Genomic DNA, 24,099 nt, shown 5'->3' with positions numbered 1-24,099 from the left:
AGTTTTCAAAGGTCTACTAGCTGTTAAGAAGTGAACTTCTTAACAAGCGACTTAATTAGTTTATCAAGTTCAAAACATGATGTCAAGAACTTTTTAAAATAATTTTTCAATGACTATCGAGCTGGAAGCTCTCAAGTCGTTGTCGCCGTTGCATCTGTCGCAACAACAAGTAATATATTACTATTGAAGTAATACCTTTGCAAGTACTTTTTGAAAAAAAGTTAATTTTTTTTGACTTCTTCTATATCAAGCACTTTATCGATCCAGTCACTACTATAAAAATCCTCTTCGTGAGTGACTAGAATCATTGATCCATCATAGTTTCTAAGCCCTTTTCTAAGGGCTGCCTTACTTTCATCATCCAAATGATTAGTTGGTTCGTCCATAAATAAGAAGTTGGTTGGATCAAACATTAAGTCAGCTAATTTAACCTTAGTTTGCTCCCCACCTGAGAGCGAACGAATATTGGACATGATCTGTTGATTAGTTAATCCAGTCCTAGCTAATACACGTCTAACTTCCTTACTATCCTTATCTGGGTGATCTCGACTAACGATTTGGAAAGGTGTTTCCATGTTGTTATTCCAAATTAGATCCTGTTTGAAGTACCCTATCTTAACTACTTCTGAAAAATCGAAGTTACCTTCTATTGGTTTTAGCTTACCTAATAAAGTCTTGATCAAAGTAGATTTACCAATACCATTGAATCCTTTAATGACCATCTTCTCACCACTAACGATTGAGAAGTTCAATTTTTGCTCAAATAGGGCCTTGTCATAACCAATCTTTAAGTCATTAACTTCCAATACCATTCTAGAACTTGGTATTTCAGCATATGGGAATCCAAAGCTACCAATAGTTTTATTCCCTGGAGGTGTAAGAACATCCATATGTGCTAGTTGTTTTTCACGACTCTTTGCACTCTTTGAACGACTTCCGGCTTTAAACTTTCTGATATAAGCCTTAGTTTTAGCAATTTTTTCTTGTTGTTTAACATATGCTTTCATGTAAGTCTCTTTATTTGCTGACTTCTGCTTTTGAACTTGTTTCAAGTTACCAGTATATTTGGTTATTTTTCCAAATTCAATATCAGCAACACAATTAACGATTTTATCTAAGAAATTGTAATCATGGGAAATAACAATGAATGCACCTTCAAAGTCATTTAAATAATCGGACAACCACTCGATATGATTAGTGTCCAAATAATTAGTTGGCTCATCTAATAAGATCATGTCTGGTTTCTCTAGTAAAATTTTGGCCAAAATAATCTTGGAACGTTGGCCACCACTAAGTTTTGATACATCATGATCATAACCAATTGCATCTAATCCTAGACCAGTCGCTACTTGCTCAATCTTTGTATCCAATTCATAGAAGTCGTTAGCATCCAAAATCTCTTGGAGCTTTCCAGCCTTTTCAAGATCATCTTCATTAGGATTATTCATGTAAATCTCAGTTAATTTGTCATTAGCTTCATATAGTTTACTAAAAGCTGTCTGTAAATATTCCTTAACAGTCATCCCCTCAACCAACTTAGCTTGCTGATCCAAATAACCAATAGTTAAATGCTTCTGCCAAGTGATCTTACCTTCATCTGGTTCGATTTGACCAGTCAGAATTTTAATGAAAGTAGATTTACCAACACCGTTTTGACCAGTTATACCTAAATGATCTTCCTTATTTACTTGTAAACTTGCATCGTCATACAATCTCTTATCAAGAAATTGTTGCGTCAAGTTATGTACTTCTAAAACACTCATATTAATCTCCTTATATCTCTTAACACCATAACAAAAGGCTGAAACAATTACATGTTTCAGCCCTCATGCTTTTTTATTCTACTATTAATAGTTGGTTGGTCCAGAGTCGGCACCTGTAAAATGATGTTCGGTCTCTGTTGTCCCCTCACTATCTGATGTAAAAGAACTCATTTTTGTTTCGTAGTTTTGTGTTTGAGTTCCCGTATACTCAAATGAGAATCCACGCTTCTCATTATATTTGTTTAATTTGGTTTCTTGGTTATCTAAAGTTTCTTGAGATAAGTCGAGTGACTTTCTCAATTTATTAGATACTCGTTGCAATTCTTTTGTTGGAGCAATTTCATAAGATGAGCCATCGATCATAGAGCCATATCCTTGAACATGATCAGAGCCAATCTTCTTAGCTGCACCACTATAGTTCAAGAACATTGATTGCATATCACTAAAGCTCAAGTTGGTTGTCATTGAATTAGAAATACTATCTAAGACTTTTTGATAACGAGTAAATGTCTTAGCGGATGCGGCACTCTTGATAATTGCTGTGATAACTTGACGTTGACGCTTTTGTCGACCGTAATCACCTTCAGGATCATCATATCTCATACGAGAGTAGTCCAATGCCTGCTTGCCATTCAAGTGCATCTTTCCCTTCTTAAAATGCGATTCCTTTTGACCAGTATCACCATAAGAGAAGCTGAATGGTACATCCACGTCAACACCACCAACAGCATTAACAATTTTTTGCAATGAATTAAAATCAACTTTGACATAGTAGTCAATCGGTATGTTTAAGAGTTTTTCAGTTGTAACAACTGCACTCTCCTCATTTCCAACGTTATATGCGGAGTTGATCTTAGCAATCTTGTTAGTATTGTCATCAACGCCCTTCCAAATTTGAGCCATAGTATCACGAGGAACTGATACCATAGCTGTCTTATTTGTCTTAGGGTTAACCGTCACAACAATCATTGTATCCGAATTACCACGATAATCTCTCTCAGTATCTCTGATACCATTATCAGTTGTATCAACACCTAACAGTAAGATAGAAACGGGCTTCTTGTTACTGATCTTAGCTGAGGGTGCCTTGCCATCTAAGGCTTTGTACGTATTTCCCAGAGAATTTTGGGCTTGAGCATACAATCTGAATCCGTAAGCACCAATAACAAAGAACACTACTAGAAGAACCAATCCCAGCAACTTCAAGAAGGGGTGTTTACCACTACCTCCGCCATTGCCACTAGACAGGGCACTATTTCTAGATATCTTTCTTTGTTCTCTAGACATTTTATTATTATTGTCCATATTAAACTCCAATTAGTGTATCCGAAATTACAAACTACCTTAGTTCATTATATATAGGTAGAATACAATTATACAGCGCAATTTAATTAACGTACATCAAATTACGTATACAATTGCATTAGACACTATTATAAAAGTTTAATCAAAACTGTCAAATTTACTTCCCGAAAAATATAATGACGGTATAATTTTATACAACAATAATTATTTGGTTTTATATCCTTGTTTATAGGGGGTCACTAGCAATGAAAAAGACTAGTACTCAACGTGTATCAGAGCTTTGTTTAAAAACAGGGTATCTTCTAATAAGTGGCGGAGCTGAGTCATATCGTATCGAAGATACAATAGAAAGAATCGGAAAATCTCTTGGGCACGAAGTCCACTGCTACGTAACCGTTACAGCAGTTTTTGTGGAGGTAGATGGACAAAATTCAAAATTTATCAAATCTACTCTCGGCGGAACTAATTTACAGATGATCGACGATATCAATACTATGTCTCGCCAACTTGCTGAAAAAAAACTCAGTCCTAAAACTTTTACCGAAGAAATAGAAAAAATTTATCTTGATAAACATACAACTGATTTTCCTTTCTATGTTAAAGCAATCGGGGCTGGATTTGTTTCAATGGCGCCTATGCTTATATTTACAATGCCCCTTTACTATTTTATATATTGCTTCATTGTAGGCACGATTGGCTACGGCATATCATACTATCTTGCCAAATTATCTAGTATGCCTTACGCAGACCTTTTTATTTCCGGATTCGTAATTGCACTTCTTTCTATATTATTAAGTCGTTTAAATCTGGTCGAGCAATACCACAGTATTATAATCGGTGCGATCATGCCTCTAGTTCCTGGAGTAGCAATAACTAATGCTATTAGAGAATTAGTCATGCGCCATGCGTTGCGCCATGCGTTAAGCTCAGCTGTTAAATTACTTGATGCGTTACTAGTCGCCAGTAGTATCGGCTTCGGTATCGCTACAGCATTGATCTTATTCTAAGGAGGCACTAACATGGTAGCAATATTATTAAATCTATTACTAAGTGGTGCATCCGCAATCGGATTCTCACTAATAACTAATGCTCCTCATCGTGCTGCTGGAATTATTGGCATTACTGGTGGCCTTAGCTGGACGATTTTTTGGATATTAAAAAATTGGGTTCATGTAAATATTTTGTTCGCGAATTTTGTTGGAGCATTAACAATTGGCCTTCTAACCTATTACTTGTCGCGCAAATTCAAATTACCGGAAAACATCATCTACATCCCCTGCTTGGTCAATCTAGTTCCAGGGGGAAATGCTTATCGAACTATACTTTACATGGTTCAAAACAAATATATCGAATCACTCGAACAGGCAATAACAACTTTCTTGATAGCCTCTTTTTTGGCGGTAGGACTATTCTCTGCTCAATATCTAATTTCTTTAGTAAAGGGAATTATCTATTTCCGAAAAATAAAACGTTAAATTTTGCGTTCAATTGATATTTGTTTACTGTATAATCTTCCTTCGTAGGAGGATATTTTCATGCCAGAAACAAAGAATAATGCAAAGACCTTCAGATGGTGGAACATTGCCCTTATTGGGTTTACCTCTGTCTGGGGATTGAATAATGTTATCAACAACTTTGCTAATCAAGGCTTAGCTGTTGTAACATCTTGGATTTTAATCATGATCTTATACTTTGTCCCATATACTTTAATGGTTGGGCAATTAGGATCAGCTTTCCAAAATTCCGGTGGTGGAGTTAGTTCATGGATAAAAATGCTATCTAATAATAAATTAGCTTACTTCGCTGCTTGGACTTATTGGGTAGTTCACGTTCCATATTTGGCTCAAAAGCCACAAATTATCATGATCAGTCTTAGTTGGCTCTTCAAGGGGAATGGATCGTTTGTTAACTCAGCGTCTCCATTACTAGTTCAAGGTCTCAGTTTGGTGATTTTCCTTGCCTTTGTCTGGATTGCAAGCAAGGGAGCAGCAACATTGAACAATATCGGTAGTATCGCCGGAATTGCTATGTTCGTTATGTCCATGTTATTCATAATCTTAGGTGTCAGCGCTCCTTTTATCACTCACGTTCAAATTGCTACACCGAATATGACTGATATTCATACTTATATACCTAAGTTCGACATGCAGTACTTCACGACTATTTCGATGTTAGTTTTTGCTGTTGGTGGGTGTGAAAAAATTTCACCTTACGTTAACAAAACTAAGAATGCTTCAAGAGAGTTCCCATTGGGTATGATTATCTTAGCCGTAATGGTTGCCGTATCTGCCATTCTAGGATCATTTGCTATTGGGATGATCGTTGATTCCAACCATATTCCAGCTGATTTAATGGCTAATGGTGCTTATCAGGCTTTCCAATTCTTAGGTAATAGTTTCCACGTTGGTAACTTATTCGTTTGGGCATTCGCTATCACGAATACTTTAGCTTCAGCCGCTGCTCTAGCAATTTCAATTGATGCACCACTACGTATGCTGTTAGACGATGCTGATACTAAGTACATCCCTAAATCCTTGAGTAAAAAGAACAAGAAGGGAATTGCTATTAACGGCTACTACATGACAGCTGCCTTAGTTTCAATCTTAATCATTGTTCCTGCTCTTGGTATCAATGGAATGAATGACTTATACAACTGGATGCTTAACTTGAATTCAATCGTTATGCCTATGCGTTACTTATGGGTATTCCTCGCATACATGCTTTTGACAATGCAATTAGAAAAATACAAGTCAGACTATATGTTTGTTAAGAATAAATACGTAGGCTTTGGATTCGGTCTATGGACATTCTTCCTAACAGCATTTGCCTGCATCATGGGTATGGTTCCAAAAATGAACATGGCGCAAGATCCAAGTTCATGGTGGTTCCAATTAGTACTTAATATTATTACTCCTATTATCTTCATATTATTAGGATTGATCTTACCTGCTATTGCTAAACGGACTAATGGTCCAGAAATTAACGCTTAAAACGCAAAGACGACCTTCAAATGAGGTCGTCTTTTTTGTGCCACTCAATTGTTAGAACTAGATGAACCGCTAGAACTACTTGAACTTGAGTTTGAATCAATATTCAACTTCAAATCGGGTGCACTACCACCATAACTTCTGATTTCATTCATAATATCGATCAACTTTTGCTTTTGATCTTCCTTATCAGAGTCATTGTTCTTATAAGCATCTTTAACCTTTTGCAGCTGTGCATCATATTGTGTCTGTAATTTAGATACTTTATCCTTACGTTCCTTCTCACGTTGCTCTTCTAGATCTTCTTTTTGAGCATCGTAACTAGCAATCTTCTTGTTATCCTTTTCAGATTGGAACATCGCTTGACTCATATTGAGATCTTTTTGTAACTGTAAGATCTGACTATTGAATTTAATCTTGGCACTTTGACGTTTAACATTAGCATTCAAATAACGAATCTTTTGAATTTGATCCAGTTTCTTATCATACTGTGATTGCTTTCTGATTGGTGATTCATTGTACTTATCAATCGCCTTTTGAACCTTGTGCTCTCGACTAAATTCTTCTTTTTTAGTTAAGTGATAAATAATTCTGTAATCCATATTGTATAAACGTTTGTTATTCTTTGATTCCTGATTCTTATTGAACTTCTCAAAGTTAGTATCAATGACATCTTGAATACTTGGTTTCTTATTACTCTTAACTACTGTTATATCTTGCCCACTAACTTTAACAGTGCTTGGCTTCTTAAAGTCAGTATTCTTTTCCTTCAAATGATCTACTAAATACTCACCTTCAGCTTTAAAAGTCAACATTGGCAATGATTGTTCGGCACCTGTAAGGGTTGAAGATACATCATTACCAGTCCAGTTAGCAATCGTAAAGCCCTTTGTCATACCAACAAAATAAGAATCTTTAGTATTATCAGTTGTACCAGTCTTACCAGCTGTATGACTATAATTGTCTAATGCTGCAGCTTTACCAGAACCGTCAGTTATTACTGACTGCATGACGTTAAGAGTCATATAACTTGCGTCTGCTGTATATATTTTTTTCTTCAAATGGGTATTTTGATAAATATAACGCTCATGTGAAGTGTCATAGATACTGTTCAAATTACTTGGGTGAATAAACTGACCATTACGTGCAAAGGCACTATATCCTGAGGCCATCTCAGTCGTTGTAACACCATAAGTAAATCCACCAATAGCCGTAATAGGATTATTATCTTGTGGAGTTAGTCTAGCAAACTCCATCTTAGTCAAGTCATCATAGTAACTGTGCTCTGTGTCTTCAGAAGCCAGCTTAAAGGCGACGGTATTAATAGAATTCTCCAAGGCATGTCTAACCGTCGTTCTTCCAGTGTAGCCATCATACCAGTTCGTAATATTATGACCGGAATCTGATTTAACTGCCGAATCTATTACGGTACTTTGTGGTAAATATCCACGTTCAAAAGCAGGTGCGTATGCCGCTAATGGCTTAGCAGTTGAACCCGGCTGACGATAACCCATAATAGCACGGTTAACTTGATCACCATCAGTTGTACGTCCACCAATAATTGCAATAACATCTCCAGTTTTATTATCAATTATCGTACTAGACACTTGCGGTGCTAACTTCCCATGAACATCGCGTCCTGTATAAGAAGCATATTGTTTTTTGACAATATCTTCGATTTGATTTTGGATTCCCATATCGATTGAAGTATGGATACTGTATCCACCATCCATCAATTCACCATGAGCACGTTCGTAAGCTTGCTGATACTCAGTATTATATTGTTTTCTTTGAGCATCAGTATCAAATTTATATCTCAATGTAAATCCTGAAGACTTCATTAATTCCTCAGTCGCACTATAAACCGCATAACTCAACGCATAATTATTAGAAACATCATTATCATACTTATGTTCATTTACTTTAATCCCCAGTGGACGTTTACGAGCGTTATGATAAGTGCTCTTACTGATCACACTGTTCTTATAAAATATGGATAAAACCAGATTACGGCGCAACAAAGACCGTTGCGGATAGTTGACCGGATCGTAATAAACTGGATTATTAGGGATGCCGACTAGCATGGCTATTTTATCAATTGATAAATCATTTTGATCCTGCGAAAAATAATAATTAGCAGCTGAGCTGAAACCATAAGAACCGTGACCCATATAGACATCATTGATATAGAATTCCAAGATTTGCTTCTTGGTAAATTTTTTCTCTAATTGTTGTGCAATGACCATTTCTTTTAATTTACGATTCATCGTTTGTGACTGATCTTTTAAAACAACGTTCTTAACTAGTTGTTGTGTTAGTGTCGAACCACCTTCAGTCCTACGATGTATAATCTTAGCACCTAATGAACGAAGTATGGCGTATGGATCAACTCCATGATGAATGTAAAAATGTTGGTCCTCCACCTTTACCAACCCTTTTGTTATTTTAGGATTAATTTCATTTATCGGTGTATAATCGGAACTAGATTGAGATAACTTTTTGATCACGTCACCGTTACGATCATATATAACGGTACTGTTTTTTGGCTTAAAGTCACCCTTTGTAAGACCTTGGCTATATGAATAACCATCGGCAATGTTATTTTTAATGTCATAACCATATTTTACCCAGAACAATCCAATTCCAACTACGATCAAGGTGACAATAGCCAAGACTATCCATGGCCATTTTCTATGTCGTTTAACATGTTTCCTTTTAAGATTTGTTTCTCTCATAATGACCTCTAATTAACATAGAATGTAATACCTGATGAAACTTCAGACTTAAGACTTGATAGGTCTGATGAACTAATTTGCATACCATTATTGTAACTAGATCCTCCGGCATAGATGAATCCAATAGTACTACCACTGCCAAAGTATATTGAACTAGTTAAAGCACTGTTGTTCTTAAACCAGAAGACTGGTGTAGCTGAATTAAAATCTGCTGTCGTATTATCAGCATTAGTTACACCCAAATTGCTCAAATCATCCGATGATGCGCTGGATACATATTGTCCAAAACTGCTATTACTACTATCAGTTATTATGGCATCTGAGGATCCAGCTGAAACTATACGTTTAATCGTATACTTACCCTTACTTACTTGTGAATTCGAAACGCTAATATAACCATCTTGAGCTACATACTTACCACTAATTTTGGTCATCAATGCCAAATTATTAGAGTTAGAATCATAGTACAAAACATACTTGCCAGTTAATCCAGCAGCGGTCAATGCATCTTCAGCATCGCTTGAAAAATCAAGACTAGATACAATATCAACTTGGGCTGGTGTATATTTCTCAGTTAATGGTGAATTACGTAACTCTTCTAATTCTTGCTTAGCCGCCGCAACTTGTGTACTCTCACCTTGATGACTGGCATAATAATCCCTCATCTTAGATACGGCTTCAGACCATTGCTTTTTTACAGCCTTATTTTTTATTAATTTGTAATATGTATTAGACATCGAAACTTTCTTAAAACTCAAGCTAGCATTATCTTCATTAAATGCATCCCAAACTTTAGAAATGTATTTGTCAGCATCTTGAGTCTGTTCATACCAAATTTGAATTGTATCTAGTTTATTACGCAACTTTTGATAAACATCTTGATTCTTTTCATTTAAGAGTTTTTTATCAAGATTATCAATCTTATCCTTAGTAACATCATCTTGATAATCTTCCTTACCATCATATAGCTTAGAAATATCTGCTGAGCGTTGCTTTCTAGCATTAACATATGCTTCCAACTGATTGTACTTCTTAACATTATCAGATGAGACTACATATCCATCAGAAACGTCAATCAGCTTACCAATTGTATTCAGTGAGTGGTAATCAAGATCTGTTTTCAAAACTTCTAGTTCTTTATCCTGATACTGACTAGATATTTTTGACGTAACAACAGCGTTGACAACCCCACGTGAAAGCATGATAAAGAATATCACGGCCGTAATAATACCAACAGCCGCAGCACCGATCAACATATAATCTTTGCTACCCCTTAAATCTTTCTTATCTTTCATTATTTTCTCCAAATATGCACATCTTTTTGTATATTATATATATTAAGGTAACACACTTACAAAGGGTGAATAATTTGAAAAAATTAAACAAAAAATATATCAAATGGTTAGTTTTACTAGGACTAGTTATTCTCATCAGCATTGCCTATGGATTTAATATCTATAACATCAAGAATAAAACCGTCGATAAAATATCCAGTATGTCTATTCCTTTCTCTCTAATAGTTAACCCTAATAATATAGATGAAGGCATTGCACCTAAGTCGATATCACTAAAAACTGGAGACATGGAAAAAACCAAACTAAAGGCTATTAGTCTGGTTTCTACAATTAATGATAATTATCAAAATACTAAACAGCTAGACTTCTTATCTAATGACCAAGAGAAGGAACTTCTCAATAAGGTTCATAAAGAACCACATCGTTATATTTATGGTATAACCTTACTGAACTTTGGTCGTGACAATCACGGAAATTTCATTACTGTTAGCTGTAATCGATATGATGATACTAAAAATATTGTCAGTTATCGGTATCGTCTCTATTACAAAGAGGATAATATAACCTCAGCTAAATATCTGAATACCAAAACTAACAAATTTCCACCTAAGTTTGTCATTGAGGATACAACATTAGGAAACTCGGGAATCGATCAAGCTAAATCATTTATGGAACGAGTTAAAACTACTATTATTAATTCAAATTTAACTATGACCAATGCAACTGATCCTGGTGATTTTAATCAACTATCGATTAACCTCGGATTGAATCCTGATGATAGTAACAATGGTCTCTATAACTTAGCTAGAAACTCAAATTCTCGAGTTACTAACTTCGGTATTGTCGGCTATCAATTATCTGACGTACCACGCTATTCGCGAGTCTATTTGAAACAACGAACTAAAGATACTAGCTATTACTATACTTTAACGTTCAATCGTAATAGCAATAAATTTGTTAAGTTTCAACGTGGAATTATTTCTACTGATACTAAAAACTAGAGTATGAAAAAGGAGTTAGGACTACTTTGTCAGTAGTTCTAACTCCCTTTTTGTGGTTCTAAAACGCGTTTACAAAAGGCAAACCTCTGCGCTTACTACGAATATTGACACGATCTATTTATTCCAAACATCATTTACTTCAATTGTTTGTTCACGATCAGGTCCAACTGATACTGTAGCGTACTCAACACCTAATTCGTTCTTCAAAAACTCAAGGTAATCTTGAGCTTGTTTTGGTAATTCATTAAGACTCTTGGCTTGAGTAATATCGTCGTCCCAACCATCAAATGTCTTATAAACTGGCTTGCATTGAGCCAAAATATTCAAGTTTGCTGGATATTCATCGATGATCTTACCGTTCAAGTCATAACCTGTACATACTTTGATTTCCTTCAAACCTGTTAGAACATCAAGACAGTTAAGTGATAGATGTGTAACACCAGAAACATTAGCTGAATGACGCAATACAACTGTATCTAGCCAACCAACGCGACGTGGACGATGTGTAACTGTTCCATATTCATGACCGGCTTCACGTAAAAAGTCACCAGTTTCATTCTCTTGTTCTGTTGGGAATGGACCAGCACCAACACGTGATGTATAAGCCTTAACAACTCCGATAACATTATCGATCAATGGAGCACCGATACCAGCACCAGTAGTAACACCACCGGCTGGGTTAGATGAAGTAACGTATGGATATGTACCATGGTCAATATCAAGCATGATTCCTTGTGCACCTTCAAATAGTACATTCTTACCAGCTTTTAATTCACGGTTTAAGTAAGCTGAAGTATCAATTACACGATCCTTCAAGCTTTGACCGATTTCATAAAACTTGTTATAGATTGCATCAAAGTCCATTGGTTCTGCACCATAGACCTTAGTAAATAATTCATTTTTTTGTTTAAGATTCTCTGTTAATTCTGCTTTAAAAATATCTTTGTCTAAAACATCAGCCATTCTGATACCTACACGAGCGGCCTTGTCCATGTAAGCAGGTCCGATACCACGATTAGTAGTACCAACCTTAGAATTACCTCTGGCCTGTTCTTGACACTTATCTAATTGAATATGATAAGGAAGGATCAATTGTGCACGGTTTGAAATCTTCAAGTTAGTTGTATCAACTCCTTGATCATGTAGGCGTTGTAACTCTTCTGCTAGAGATTCAAGATTCAAAACCACACCGTTACCAATTACACTAGTTTTATCTGAATATAAAATACCTGATGGTACTGATCTCAACTTATAAACATTACCGTCGATATTCAATGTGTGTCCAGCATTATCGCCACCTTGATATCTAGCAATAATATTTGCTTCTCCACTAAAGTAATCAGTAATTTTACCTTTACCTTCGTCACCCCATTGAGTTCCTACTACAACGACTGTTGTCATATCCAATTCTCCTCTTGCACTTTATATTTTGGGATCTTGATTCGTTTATCTTATATTTTCTATGTCTATTCTGAAACGCGCTTACGAAAGACAGCTCCCTCAGCTCACTAATTTTCAGGAATATTAGCAATAGAAGAAAACTTATTATAAGATTTCACGAACAATAGCTTAGCTGTTCCACGAGGACCAGAACGATTTTTTCCGACGATAACTTCAACTTCACCGACATCTTGGTCTTCTTGATTTTCAGGTTCACTATCATTATCATCGCCATCTTCATCTCGATAATAATCATCACGATATAAGAAGGCAACAATATCTGCGTCCTGTTCAATTGAACCAGATTCACGGATATCTGACAACATAGGTCGCTTATCCTGACGAGCTTCAACACCACGAGAAAGCTGCGATAGCGCGATTACTGGCACATGTAATTCTTTTGCTAATTTTTTCAGATTACGTGAGATAACAGATACTTCTTGTTGTCTATTCTCTTGTCCGGTACCTTCGATCAATTGTAAATAATCGATTATGACCAAATCTAACTTGCCGGATTCTTTCAAAAGCCGACGACATTTAGATCTAATTTCAGCCATTTTTGAACCAGGTGTATCGTCAATATAGACATTAGTTCTGGATAAACTTCCCATCGCTACAACCAAACTATTCCATTGATTTTCATCTAATTGTCCAGTTCTAAGCGAATTTGCATCGATACTCCCCTCTGAACAAAGCATACGATTAACTAATTGTTCCGCACCCATTTCTAGAGAGAAAATAGCGACTGTTGCCTGATCTTTAGTTGCTGCATTTTGCGCCAAATTCAAGGCAAACGCAGTCTTACCCATACCAGGTCTAGCTGCTAGAATGACTAATTCATCCTTATGAAGACCAGTTGTTAATGCATCAAGATCTTTATAACCAGTTGATAACCCAGTAACATCTGAATCTTGATCATAAAGTCGGTCGATTTCTTCAAATGAAGATTTAACAACATCAGAAATCTTTCTAAACCCTTTATGATTACGATTCTCAGATACATCCATAATGTCACGTTCTGATTGATCAATAATAGTATCAAGATCTTCATCCTCATCAAAACTACGACCAACAATGTTAGTTGCAGCGTTGATCAGTCTTCTCAAAACTGACTTATTTTTAACGATTTTGGCATAATAAGCCGTATTGGCAGCTGTAGGTACAGCATTAGCAAGATCTGCTAAATAGCTGACACCACCAATATCTTCAATCTGATTCATCTTATCTAATTCATTTTGAACCGTCACGACATCGACTGGTTCTTCACGATCATTCAAATTGACCATAGCTTGGAATACTAATTGATTGGCATGTTGATAGAAATCTTCAGCCTCAACGTACTCCATTGCTTCAACTAATGCGTCTTGACTAAGAAATACCGCTCCTAAGACGGCTTGCTCAGCATCCTTGTCATTGGGCGGTATTCTTGAAGTTATATCATTATTCATTTATTCCTAGCTCTTTTCAACAATATGAACTCTTATAGTAGCTTCTACACCATCAAAAACCTTTGCGGGTACATTTACGTATCCAAGTGCTTTAGCTCCTTCAGAGAGCACCATTTTGTGCTTGTCGACCTTTAAACCGTACTGCTTGTCGAGCTCTTCTGAAATCTTCTTAGTTGTTACTGAACCAAATAATCTTCCGTCAGTACCAGCCTTAGCTGGAATCTCAACTACAGTACTGTCTTTTTCGATTTCATTCTTTAAACTTTTAGCTTCAGCTAATTCAGCTTCGTAATCTTTTTCTTCACGATTTCGTTCTGCCTTTAACTTTGCCATATTTGCCTTTGTTGCTTCAATAGCCTTGTTATTCTTGATTAAAAAGTTTTGGGCATAACCTGAAGCAACCTCTTTGACTTCGCCCTTTTTTCCTTTTCCTCTAACATCTTGAGTAAAGATAACTTTCATAATAAAAACTCCTCCTACTTTTTACTACTGTCCGATAAAACATCAATTAATTGGTCTTTGGCTTCCTCTACTGTTACATCAGCGATTTGTGTAGCCGCATCTGTCAGATGTCCGCCTCCACCCAATTTTTCCATGATCACTTGAACGTTGACTTTTCCTAAACTTCTTGCAGAAATACCAACACGTCCATCAGGACGTTTACTGATAACAAATGACGCTTCAACATTATTCAATGATAACAATGTGTCAGCTGCCTGAGCAACAATGACTGGATCGTAAGATCGATCATTTTCACCGAAACAAACTGCCAATTGTCCGCCTACCATTGTGATAGTTTCGATAAGATGATTTCTTTGAATAAATGAATCAATATTTTCTTTTAATAGGTTTTGAATCAAAGCTTCATCAGCACCAACTGAACGCAAGTAACTAGCTGCATCGAAAGTTCTTGTTCCGGTTCTTAATGAGAACGACTTAGTATCCACTGCAATACCAGCTAACAAGGCTGTAGCCTCAATCTTTTCAACTGATTTCTTGTTTTTAGGTTGGTATTCAAGCATTTCTGTAATCAATTCACTAGTTGATGATGCATACGGCTCAATGTAAATCAACATTGGATTCTCTGGGAATTCCTCGCCACGTCTGTGGTGGTCGATCACAACGACCTTTTCATTAGATTGATTAAATAACTTCGGATTGATTGAAATACTTTGTTTAGAATGATCAACCATGACGATCAATGTATTAGATGTCCTAATATTCATAGATTCCTCAGGTGTAACAATATCATTCTTTATATCTGGATCTTTATTGATCAGTTGTAACAAACGACTGACATCAGTATGGATTGTCTTCGGATCAATGACAACTTTACATGGCGTATTATTCATCAAGGCGATTCTTCTGATACCTAATGAAGAACCAACCACATCCATATCAGGATGTGAATGTCCCATTACAATAACTTGATTGCTGTCCTTTAATAATTCTTGAAGAGCTTCACTGATCATCCTAGCTCGAACACGTGTTCGTTTCTCCATTGGATCAGTATTTCCACCGTAAAATCTAGCTTTTTTACCAATCTCCTTAACAACGACTTGATCACCACCGCGACCAAGAGCCAAATTAAGATTTTTTTGAGCTTCATCATTAAGAGTATTCAAATCGTCCACTCCATATGAGAATCCCATACTTAATGTCAGCGGAACATTTTGTTGCGATGTATATTCACGAATTGCATCTAAAATTTTGAAACCATTTTCTTCCATCTTAAAAATTTTACCTGTATAGGCAACAATGAAGAAATGATCATCATCAATTCGTTTCAAAAACATTTGTTCTCGAGATGCCCAGTTGGATAATTCATTGGTTATATAATTATCCAAATTAGAAATATCTCGATCACTCATTGACTGTGTGATTTCAGCGTAGTTATCCAAATAAACTTGACCAATCACTGAACGATTCTTTTCATAACGTTTCTCAACTTTTGAGTAGTGAGTAATGTCCATGAAATAAATGACTTTTAATTCAGTTTGGACTTGTACTAAATAATACTTACTTCCAATCTGAATTGTTTTATGCTTACCGTGATTTTCTTCATCCTCATCGTCATCAACGAACGATGCTAACTCGGATGAAATATCAGAGATATTCATACTGTACACTGAATCAATTCCTGTCTTTTCGACAAAATATGGATTGACCCATTGAACCTGTTTGTCATCATCATAGAGCAAAATTCCCAACGGATACTCAACAAAGCTATTATCCGTTCCTCGATCAATTCGATATTGCAAATTATTAGTATACTTGCCGGCCTTTTCTCCTAAAAGCAAAAACAAGTATATAAAAAGTACAAATGCAATTACAACTAATAGAGCTTGGATATAACCACTAATGGATCCGTGAACCAAGCCAACTATAAAAATTGATATCAACATGACAATCAACGAAATTGCAGTTAATTGTGTTGAGTAATCAACTCGAGAAAGGAAGAAACGTAGATTAGATTTTATCTTTTTCATATTAGTCCCCTCTTAGATATACCCCTTAATTTTATCACAGCCGACACCTATTTTTAGAATAAAATAAATCCACTCCGTAATAGTGATCAATCACTAGTAAATGAGCAAATTTTAAGTAAAAAAAAAGCCCGGACATATGTCCCGACTTGAATTTTCAAAATTAGTCTTCTGCAACGAATGGTAATAGAGCCATAATTCTTGCACGCTTGATAGCGATTGTAAGCTTTCTTTGGTTCTTTGCACTTGTGCCTGTAACACGTCTTGGCAAAATCTTACCACGTTCTGAGATAAATCTCTTAAGTAGATCTGTATCTTTATAATCGATATATTCGATATGGTTAGCTGCGATGAAGTCAACTTTACGTCTTCTACGTCCGCCACGTCTTTGTTGTGCCATTTTAGTCATCCCTTCTATATTAGAATGGTAAGTCGTCATCTGATATGTCGATAGGTTTACTGTTGTCAGCAAATGGATCGTTCATATTATTTGAGTTGTTACTGTTATTGTTAGATTGATTATTGTTATTATTGTTTCCAAATGGAGACTGATTTGATTGACTTTGTTGATTATTGTATGGAGCTTGATTTGGATTACTGTTGTTGCTGTTTCCACCAAAGTTATTGTTTGATGAATTAGCATTTCTCTTTTCACTTTCGGCTTTAGACTCTAGTAATGAGAAGTTATCTACGACAACTTCTGTTACATAGACTCTTTGACCTTGTTGATTTTCATATGAACGACTTTGAAGACGTCCATCAATACCAACAAGTGAACCTTTATTAGTGAAATTATTGAAATTCTCAGCAGCCTTTCTCCAGATAACACAGTTAATAAAATCAGCTTCACGTTCGCCTTGAGCGTTTGTGAATTGTCTGTTTACAGCAACTGTAAAACTGGCAACGGCAGCTCCACTACCAGTGTACCTAAGCTCAGGATCACGTGTCAGGCGTCCAACTAGTACAACTCGATTAATCATATGTCTGCCTCCTTTAAATGTTTCACGTGAAACAAATTAGTCTTCACGTTTGATGATCATGTGACGTAGCATGTTGTCATCGATCTTTGATAGACGGTCGAATTCGTTGATAGCTGCATCATCTTCAGCATTTACGTTAATGATATGGTAAATACCTTCTTTATAATTAGCAATTTCATATGCTAAACGTTTCTTTTCCCAGTCTTTTGAGTCGATTACGGATGCGCCATTGTCTTTAAGGATCTTGTCGTAACGATCGATAAGTGTCTTCTTAGCGTCTTCTTCAATATCAGGTTTGATGATATATGTAATTTCGTAATGTGTCATAAATAACTGCACCTCCTTATGGTCTAATGGTTCTACTGAAAGAACAAGGAGCATAAATTAACTACATTTTATACTCACAATGATAGATTCTATCATAGATTTTCAGTGAATGCCATAATAATTTTCAATAAAAAACGTTTCTGCCTGACATGTATCCTGAATGATACATAATCAAATTACGCAGAAACGTTAATTATTTTTTATTCTTCTGAATCGTCATTTGAATCTTTGTTATCTGAATCTACTTCAGTTTGATCTGAAGCATCATTACTTTCATTTGATTCATTGTTATCTGAAGTTTGTTCTTGATCATCAGTAGCAGAATCTTCGTCTTCATCTGCTTCTTCTATCTTAGCCATAGTTGAAACAATTGAATCATCATCTACCTTGATCAATCTAACACCCAGTGTAGCACGTCCAGTCTGTGATACAGTATCAACACTAAATCTGATCATGACACCCTTGTCGGTGATCAACATGATATCTTCATCACCATTAACAGCTGTAACACCAGCGATTGGACCATTCTTCTCAGTAACATTAGCAGTCTTGATACCTTTACCGCCACGTCCCTTAATTGGGTACTCTTCGACAGAAGTTCTCTTACCATAACCCTTTTCAGAGATAGTTAGAACTTCCTCGCCAGCTTCAACAATTGAGGATCCAACTACATAATCTTCATCACGCAGTTTGATACCACGAACACCAGCAGCAGTACGTCCCATTGGACGAACATCGCTCTCTCTAAAGGTTACAGCGTAACCCTTATGTGTTCCGATAAAGATAACTTTATCACCATCAGTTAGGAAGACATTGTCCAGTTCATCCCCATCTTTAAGGGTAATTGAACGTAATCCTGAATGTCTGATATTAGCAAAATCCGTAACCGGTGTACGTTTAACAGTTCCGTATTTAGTTACAAAGAACAAGTATGAATTCTCACGGTCGACATCACGATCAACGTTAATAACTGTTTGAATCGTTTCACCTTTTTCGATATTCAATAAGTTAATTACTGGAATACCCTTGGCTGTACGTCCATATTCGGGAACTTCGTAACCTTTAGTTCTGTAGACTTTACCAGTATTAGTAAAGAATAATAGACGATCATGTGTTGATGTATAGATCATGTGCTCAATGAAGTCATCATCATGAACACCCATACCTTGAACACCACGTCCACCACGATTTTGAACACGGAATTCATCCATAGACAAGCGCTTGATGTATCCCTTATGAGTTAGAACAATCAAAATATTCTCTTCTTCAATAAGATCTTCATCTTCGATATTAGCAACTTCACTAGCACGAATTTCAGTTCTTCTTGCATCACCGAATTTTTCTTGAATTTCAAGTAATTCATCATAAATGATTTTATCAACACGTTCTGAATTAGCTAAAATATCCTTGTAATCCGCAATCTTAACTAACAAATCTTGATACTCAGCTTCAACCTTTTCACGTTCCAAACCTGTCAAACGAACCAAACGCATATCCAAGATAGCTTGTGATTGTTTATCAGATAGTTCAAAACGATCCATCAAAGTTTGCTTAGCAATACTTGAAGTCTGTGAACCACGAATAACTTTGATGATTTCATCAATGTGATCAAGCGCAATTCTCAATCCTTCAAGAATATGAGCTCTAGCTTGAGCACGACGTAATTCATATTCTGTTCTACGTCTAATAACGACTTCTTGATGCTTCAAGTAGTACGACAAGACTTCCTTCAATGACAAGACACGAGGTGTCTTATCAACGATTGCAACCATATTAATACCATATGATATTTGAAGTTGTGTCAACTTGTACAAGTTATTCAAGACAACTGAGGCACTCATATCACGACGAATATCGATTACGATACGCATACCTTCACGATCTGATTCATCGTTTAAGTCAGTAATACCTTCAAGCTTCTTATCACGAGCAAGTTCAGCGATACGTTCTACTAAATTGGCCTTGTTAACCATATATGGAAGTTCTGTAACGATGATTTGTTCAGCACCACTCTTCTTAGTTACAACGTCCACTTTAGCACGAAGAATAATCGTACCCTTACCACTTTCATAGGCCTTTCTGATTCCAGAACGACCCATGATGATACCACCAGTTGGGAAGTCAGGGCCCGGAATAACTTTCATCAAATCAGCAATCGTAGCATCTTTGTTACGCATTAATATATGCAATGCATCAATAACTTCTTTTAAGTTATGTGATGGAATATTTGTTGTCATACCAACAGCAATACCAGTTGCACCATTAACCAAAAGGTTAGGGAATCTGGCTGGTAAAACCATTGGTTCTTTTTCTTCACCATCATAATTAGGAACAAGATCAACAGTATCTTTGTTGATATCACGCAACATTTCAACTGCCATTTTGCTCATACGTGCTTCGGTATAACGCATAGCAGCAGGTGGATCACCATCGATAGAACCAAAGTTACCATGTCCATCAACTAGTGGGTAGCGGTAACTAAAGTCCTGCGCCATTCTTACCATTGATTCATAAATAGCAGAATCCCCATGGGGGTGATATTTACCCATAATATCACCAACGAAACGGGCACTCTTCTTATAAGGCTTGTCAGGTGTAACGCCCAGTTCATTCATACCGTACAAAATACGGCGGTGAACTGGTTTCAATCCATCACGTACATCTGGAAGCGCACGAGATACGATAACACTGGCAGCGTAATCGACGAAAGACTTTTTCATTACTTCCGTCAAATTAACATTTGCTATTCTTCTATCGTCCAATTTGCAACCCCCTAATAGTCAACTTCAGCATAACGTGCATTATCTTCAATAAATTCTCTTCTAGGCTCAACCTTGTCACCCATAAGCATTGAAAAAATCTTGTTGGCCTCAATAGCATCATCGAGATTAACACGGTCTAATCTTCTCTTATCTGGGTCCATAGTTGTTTCCCACAATTGGTCAGCATCCATTTCACCAAGACCCTTGTAACGTTGAATCTTTGGTTCTGGTTTTGGTGATAATTGTGATACAAACTCATCTTTTTCTTTATCAGTATCAAAGTACTTCATCATCTTACCTTGACGTACTTGATACAAAGGTGGCTTAGCGATATATACATAGCCTGCATCAACAATTGGACGCATGTATCTATATAGTAATGTCAAAAGTAGTGTTCTAATATGAGCACCATCGACATCGGCATCGGTCATGATGATTACCTTATGGTAACGAGCTTTAGAAATATCAAAATCTTCTCCAAAGCCTGTTCCCATAGCTGTAAATAAAGTTCTGATTTCTTCATTAGCCAGGATCTTGTCCATTGAAGCTTTCTCAACGTTCAAAATCTTACCTCTAATAGGTAGAATGGCTTGAGTTAAACGTGAACGACCTGTTTTAGCAGAACCACCGGCTGAATCACCCTCGACGATAAATAGCTCAGAAATTTCTGGATCTTTACTTGCATTATCAGCCAACTTACCAGGTAAGTTACTGATTTCAAGACCATTTTGTTTTCTGGTTACTTCACGAGCACGCTTAGCAGCCATACGAGCTTTAGTAGCTAAACTACCCTTATCAACGATCTTCTTAGCAATACTTGGGTTCTCCATCATGAACTTCATGAAATGCTCGCTAAATAATCTATCAGTGATTGTTCTAGCGTCTGAATTACCAAGTTTTGTCTTAGTCTGACCTTCAAATTGTGGATCTGGATGTTTAACGCTGACAACTGCGGTCATACCTTCACGAACATCCTCACCAGATAACTTCTCATTTTCCTTCAATAGCTTATTCTTATGAGCATAATCATTGATGACACGAGTCAAAGCAGTCTTGAAACCGACCTCGTGAGTACCACCTTCGTAGGTATGAATATTGTTAGCGAAAGTCATCAAATTTGTGTGGAATTCATCAGTATATTGCAAAGCAACTTCAACGGTAATTCCATCTTGAACACCTTCAAGATAAATAGGTTCGTCAAAGACAACTTCCTTATCCTTATCCATGAATTCAACGTAACTCTTAATACCACCTTCATAGTGGAAGACTAATTTTTCAGCTGTATCTGAACGTTTGTCAGTAAAAGTTAATTTCAATCCTTTATTTAAGAAAGCTAATTCTCTGATTCTAGTTGTTAAAACTTTGTCATCATAGACGGTCGTCTCAGTGAAAATATCAGGATCTGGAACGAAATGAACACGAGTACCGTGATCGAATTCCGGCGCATCCCCAACAACGTGCATTGGGTCCTTTACCTTTCCCTTTGCGAAGTCGATTCCATATTTTTTACCGCCACGAGTAACAACAACATCTAATTCACTACTTAAGGCGTTAACTACGGAAGCACCAACACCGTGAAGTCCACCTGAAACTTTATATCCGCCACCGCCGAATTTACCACCGGCATGCAAGATAGTATAGACAGTTTCAAGAGCTGGCTTACCAGTTTTCTTTTGGATATCAATAGGGATACCACGACCATCATCGAAGACAGTAATTGAATTGTCAGGTTCGACAGTTACATCAATTTTTGTCGCAAATCCAGCTAAAGCTTCATCAATACCATTATCGATGATTTCCCAAACTAGATGGTGTAAACCTTGCTTACTAGTAGAACCAATATACATACCCGGTCTTTTACGAACGGCTTCAAGTCCTTCAAGAACTTGGATTTGACTAGCGTCATATTCTTCGGCTAGTTCTTCTTTTTTCTCTAGTTCAGCTTTTTTACTGTTTTCAGCCATTAAACTTCCTCCTGTTGAACTTTTCCATTAGTAATATTTAAAATATTCGGATTCTTAACGATCGATGAGTCGACATCTTCCAGTGACGTTGTTGTAATAAAAGTCTGAATGCCTCGGCCAATTGATGAAAGCAAGTGAGTTTGACGCTTTTGATCTAACTCCGACAAAACATCGTCCAATAATAAAATTGGATAATCTCCCACTTGTTCTTTTATCAATTCGACCTCAGCTAATTTCAAACTCAGAGCAACCGAGCGCTGCTGACCTTGAGAACCGAAATCTTGAACATTCTTATCATTGATCAAAAATTTAATATCATCGCGATGTGGCCCAAATAGAGTAACTCCACGTTGGATTTCTTTTTGATAGTTATCTTTGAAAGTTTTTTTATAAATATTATAAATATCTTCCAATGATTTTTCGTTACTATCATAAAAACTCGAGTAAACAATCTTTAAAATTTCTTGATGATCAGTAATTTGATCATGAATTTTTTCAATGTGAACTTGTAGTTTTTTCAGAAAATCAAGACGTGTTTTCACAACCTCAGCGCAATATGCTGAAAGTTGATCAGATAAAACCTCCAGATAAACCAAATCTTTAGTTTGATGGTGCTGAAGTTTTTTCAAATATGCATTACGCTGTTTTAAGACTTGTCTAAACTGGCTCACAGTCTTCAAATATTGTGATGATATTTGACCAAACTCCATATCAATAAATTTCCGGCGAATTCCTGGATTGCCTTTGACAATCGATAAATCCTCCGGAGAAAACAAAACAACGTTTAAATTCCCTATATAACTAGATAATTTACGTTGTTCTAAATTATTCAGTTTTGCTTTTTTTCCTGACTTACTGATAACCAAGTCTAATTTCAATTTGCTGGAATTATCCTTGATGACCATACCAGAGATTCTGGCAAAATCACTGCCCCATCTAATTAAATCTTTGTCATTTGATGTTCGATGGCTTCTGGTCAAAGCTAAAAAATACATAGCCTCTAATAAATTTGTTTTACCTTGGGCATTATGTCCCAAAAAAACATTAATGTTCGGCGAAAAACCAATCTCTAAAGACTCGTAGTTACGATAATCCTGTAATCGAATATTTTTTATATACAATTATTCAATTTCAAAACTTTGATCATCGATAACAACTACGTCACCTTTACGCAACTTCTTGCCGCGACGGTTTTCCGGTTCACCATTAAGACTAACCGAATTCTCTTGTAAGAACCACTTAGCTTGTCCGCCAGTTGAAATTATTCCGGCATCCTTTAGTAGTTGCCCTAACGTTATAAATTCAGTATCGATTGTTATTTTTTGCGACATATTAACACCCTATTTATTAGATTTGTACCATTAAAGACATAACATAATTATAGTAGTTTTTAAGTTAAAAAACAACTTAAACGTAATTTACAGCCCTTCTAAGCAATTTTTGGTAAAACTAGTATCCACCCACTAAAAAAGCTTAGAAAAACTCTTAAAGCAAAAAATAACGCTTAAAACCGTATTCTTATAAAAAAAGGGTCTAAACTTTCTGGTATTGGTGAAAGCCAATACCAGTTTTTTTATTGTCTAAATTTCTGGATAGAAAAAGGACC

The 24,099-nt window shown here is 36.3% G+C and carries 19 protein-coding genes; 4 read left to right on the top strand and 15 right to left on the bottom strand.

What is annotated here, in order from left to right; all coding sequences use genetic code 11:
* Positions 1-221: 221 nt before the first annotated feature.
* Positions 222-1,763 (bottom strand): ABC-F family ATP-binding cassette domain-containing protein, encoded by a 1,542-nt coding sequence (locus EKM79_RS10405; protein WP_125568525.1) that lies wholly within the window; start codon positions 1,761-1,763, stop codon positions 222-224.
* Positions 1,764-1,847: 84 nt separating this feature from the next.
* Entirely contained in the window at positions 1,848-3,068 is a 1,221-nt protein-coding gene (locus tag EKM79_RS10400) for an LCP family glycopolymer transferase (RefSeq protein ID WP_125568523.1), read from the bottom strand.
* A 245-nt stretch (positions 3,069-3,313) separates the two neighbouring features.
* Here EKM79_RS10400 and EKM79_RS10395 point away from each other — a divergent pair, with 245 nt between their 5' ends.
* From EKM79_RS10395 to EKM79_RS10385, 3 genes are read left to right on the top strand one after another with little or no spacing between them, the layout of a single operon-like run.
* Positions 3,314-4,075 (top strand): threonine/serine exporter family protein, encoded by a 762-nt coding sequence (locus EKM79_RS10395; RefSeq protein WP_125568521.1) that lies wholly within the window; start codon positions 3,314-3,316, stop codon positions 4,073-4,075.
* 12 nt (positions 4,076-4,087) lie between these two features.
* Positions 4,088-4,543, top strand: coding sequence for a threonine/serine exporter family protein (locus tag EKM79_RS10390; protein ID WP_125568519.1), 456 nt, complete (start codon positions 4,088-4,090; stop codon positions 4,541-4,543).
* Between the two features lie 60 nt (positions 4,544-4,603).
* Positions 4,604-6,058, top strand: a complete 1,455-nt coding sequence (locus tag EKM79_RS10385; RefSeq protein ID WP_125568517.1) for an amino acid permease — start codon at positions 4,604-4,606, stop codon at positions 6,056-6,058.
* A gap of 44 nt (positions 6,059-6,102) precedes the next feature.
* Here the strand turns inward: EKM79_RS10385 and EKM79_RS10380 are convergent, their stop codons facing one another.
* Complete coding sequence (locus EKM79_RS10380; protein ID WP_125568515.1) at positions 6,103-8,790, bottom strand: transglycosylase domain-containing protein; 2,688 nt, start codon at positions 8,788-8,790, stop codon at positions 6,103-6,105.
* An 8-nt stretch (positions 8,791-8,798) separates the two neighbouring features.
* Positions 8,799-10,085 carry a synaptonemal complex protein 1 gene (locus EKM79_RS10375; protein WP_125568513.1) on the bottom strand — a complete coding sequence of 429 codons (1,287 nt, stop codon included), beginning with the start codon at positions 10,083-10,085 and terminating at the stop codon, positions 8,799-8,801.
* A gap of 74 nt (positions 10,086-10,159) precedes the next feature.
* Here EKM79_RS10375 and EKM79_RS10370 point away from each other — a divergent pair, with 74 nt between their 5' ends.
* Positions 10,160-11,086 (top strand): hypothetical protein, encoded by a 927-nt coding sequence (locus EKM79_RS10370; protein ID WP_125568511.1) that lies wholly within the window; start codon positions 10,160-10,162, stop codon positions 11,084-11,086.
* Between the two features lie 114 nt (positions 11,087-11,200).
* Here EKM79_RS10370 and EKM79_RS10365 read toward each other — a convergent pair whose 3' ends face one another.
* The 11 genes from EKM79_RS10365 to yaaA form a co-directional block, all read right to left on the bottom strand.
* Positions 11,201-12,487, bottom strand: coding sequence for an adenylosuccinate synthase (locus EKM79_RS10365; RefSeq protein WP_125568509.1), 1,287 nt, complete (start codon positions 12,485-12,487; stop codon positions 11,201-11,203).
* A gap of 107 nt (positions 12,488-12,594) precedes the next feature.
* Positions 12,595-13,974 carry a replicative DNA helicase gene (dnaB, locus tag EKM79_RS10360; RefSeq protein WP_125568507.1) on the bottom strand — a complete coding sequence of 460 codons (1,380 nt, stop codon included), beginning with the start codon at positions 13,972-13,974 and terminating at the stop codon, positions 12,595-12,597.
* Between the two features lie 6 nt (positions 13,975-13,980).
* Positions 13,981-14,436 carry a 50S ribosomal protein L9 gene (rplI, locus tag EKM79_RS10355; protein WP_125568505.1) on the bottom strand — a complete coding sequence of 152 codons (456 nt, stop codon included), beginning with the start codon at positions 14,434-14,436 and terminating at the stop codon, positions 13,981-13,983.
* 14 nt (positions 14,437-14,450) lie between these two features.
* Complete coding sequence (locus tag EKM79_RS10350) at positions 14,451-16,463, bottom strand: DHH family phosphoesterase (RefSeq protein ID WP_125568502.1); 2,013 nt, start codon at positions 16,461-16,463, stop codon at positions 14,451-14,453.
* Positions 16,464-16,623: 160 nt separating this feature from the next.
* Complete coding sequence (gene rpsR / locus EKM79_RS10345) at positions 16,624-16,860, bottom strand: 30S ribosomal protein S18 (protein WP_057738857.1); 237 nt, start codon at positions 16,858-16,860, stop codon at positions 16,624-16,626.
* A gap of 19 nt (positions 16,861-16,879) precedes the next feature.
* A complete protein-coding gene (ssb, locus tag EKM79_RS10340; RefSeq protein WP_125568500.1) occupies positions 16,880-17,440 on the bottom strand; it encodes a single-stranded DNA-binding protein in 561 nt (186 codons plus the stop codon).
* 36 nt (positions 17,441-17,476) lie between these two features.
* Positions 17,477-17,767, bottom strand: coding sequence for a 30S ribosomal protein S6 (gene rpsF, locus EKM79_RS10335; RefSeq protein ID WP_125568498.1), 291 nt, complete (start codon positions 17,765-17,767; stop codon positions 17,477-17,479).
* A gap of 200 nt (positions 17,768-17,967) precedes the next feature.
* Positions 17,968-20,529, bottom strand: coding sequence for a DNA gyrase subunit A (gene gyrA, locus EKM79_RS10330; protein ID WP_125568496.1), 2,562 nt, complete (start codon positions 20,527-20,529; stop codon positions 17,968-17,970).
* Between the two features lie 11 nt (positions 20,530-20,540).
* Positions 20,541-22,493 carry a DNA topoisomerase (ATP-hydrolyzing) subunit B gene (gene gyrB, locus EKM79_RS10325; RefSeq protein WP_125568494.1) on the bottom strand — a complete coding sequence of 651 codons (1,953 nt, stop codon included), beginning with the start codon at positions 22,491-22,493 and terminating at the stop codon, positions 20,541-20,543.
* Positions 22,493-23,614, bottom strand: a complete 1,122-nt coding sequence (gene recF / locus EKM79_RS10320) for a DNA replication/repair protein RecF (protein ID WP_125568492.1) — start codon at positions 23,612-23,614, stop codon at positions 22,493-22,495. Before recF ends, gyrB begins: the two co-directional genes overlap by 1 nt.
* Complete coding sequence (gene yaaA / locus EKM79_RS10315; protein WP_125568490.1) at positions 23,615-23,824, bottom strand: S4 domain-containing protein YaaA; 210 nt, start codon at positions 23,822-23,824, stop codon at positions 23,615-23,617.
* Between the last annotated feature and the right edge of the window lie 275 nt (positions 23,825-24,099).

This window comes from Companilactobacillus insicii (genome assembly GCF_003946015.1).
Lineage (GTDB): Bacteria > Bacillota > Bacilli > Lactobacillales > Lactobacillaceae > Companilactobacillus > Companilactobacillus insicii.
This window is presented reverse-complemented; position numbering and strand designations above follow the sequence as displayed.

Excerpts from the sequence above, each read along its gene's own strand:
- rpsR (WP_057738857.1), bottom strand. The coding sequence starts at position 16,860 with ATGGCACAACAAAGACGTGGCGGACGTAGAAGACGTAAAGTTGACTTC.
- rplI (WP_125568505.1), bottom strand. The coding sequence starts at position 14,436 with ATGAAAGTTATCTTTACTCAAGATGTTAGAGGAAAAGGAAAAAAGGGC.
- EKM79_RS10375 (WP_125568513.1), bottom strand. The coding sequence starts at position 10,085 with ATGAAAGATAAGAAAGATTTAAGGGGTAGCAAAGATTATATGTTGATC.
- EKM79_RS10395 (WP_125568521.1), top strand. The coding sequence starts at position 3,314 with ATGAAAAAGACTAGTACTCAACGTGTATCAGAGCTTTGTTTAAAAACA.
- dnaB (WP_125568507.1), bottom strand. The coding sequence starts at position 13,974 with ATGAATAATGATATAACTTCAAGAATACCGCCCAATGACAAGGATGCT.
- EKM79_RS10365 (WP_125568509.1), bottom strand. The coding sequence starts at position 12,487 with ATGACAACAGTCGTTGTAGTAGGAACTCAATGGGGTGACGAAGGTAAA.
- EKM79_RS10385 (WP_125568517.1), top strand. The coding sequence starts at position 4,604 with ATGCCAGAAACAAAGAATAATGCAAAGACCTTCAGATGGTGGAACATT.
- EKM79_RS10350 (WP_125568502.1), bottom strand. The coding sequence starts at position 16,463 with ATGAAAAAGATAAAATCTAATCTACGTTTCTTCCTTTCTCGAGTTGAT.
- gyrB (WP_125568494.1), bottom strand. The coding sequence starts at position 22,493 with ATGGCTGAAAACAGTAAAAAAGCTGAACTAGAGAAAAAAGAAGAACTA.
- yaaA (WP_125568490.1), bottom strand. The coding sequence starts at position 23,824 with ATGTCGCAAAAAATAACAATCGATACTGAATTTATAACGTTAGGGCAA.
- EKM79_RS10380 (WP_125568515.1), bottom strand. The coding sequence starts at position 8,790 with ATGAGAGAAACAAATCTTAAAAGGAAACATGTTAAACGACATAGAAAA.
- rpsF (WP_125568498.1), bottom strand. The coding sequence starts at position 17,767 with ATGACACATTACGAAATTACATATATCATCAAACCTGATATTGAAGAA.
- ssb (WP_125568500.1), bottom strand. The coding sequence starts at position 17,440 with ATGATTAATCGAGTTGTACTAGTTGGACGCCTGACACGTGATCCTGAG.
- EKM79_RS10405 (WP_125568525.1), bottom strand. The coding sequence starts at position 1,763 with ATGAGTGTTTTAGAAGTACATAACTTGACGCAACAATTTCTTGATAAG.
- EKM79_RS10390 (WP_125568519.1), top strand. The coding sequence starts at position 4,088 with ATGGTAGCAATATTATTAAATCTATTACTAAGTGGTGCATCCGCAATC.
- EKM79_RS10400 (WP_125568523.1), bottom strand. The coding sequence starts at position 3,068 with ATGGACAATAATAATAAAATGTCTAGAGAACAAAGAAAGATATCTAGA.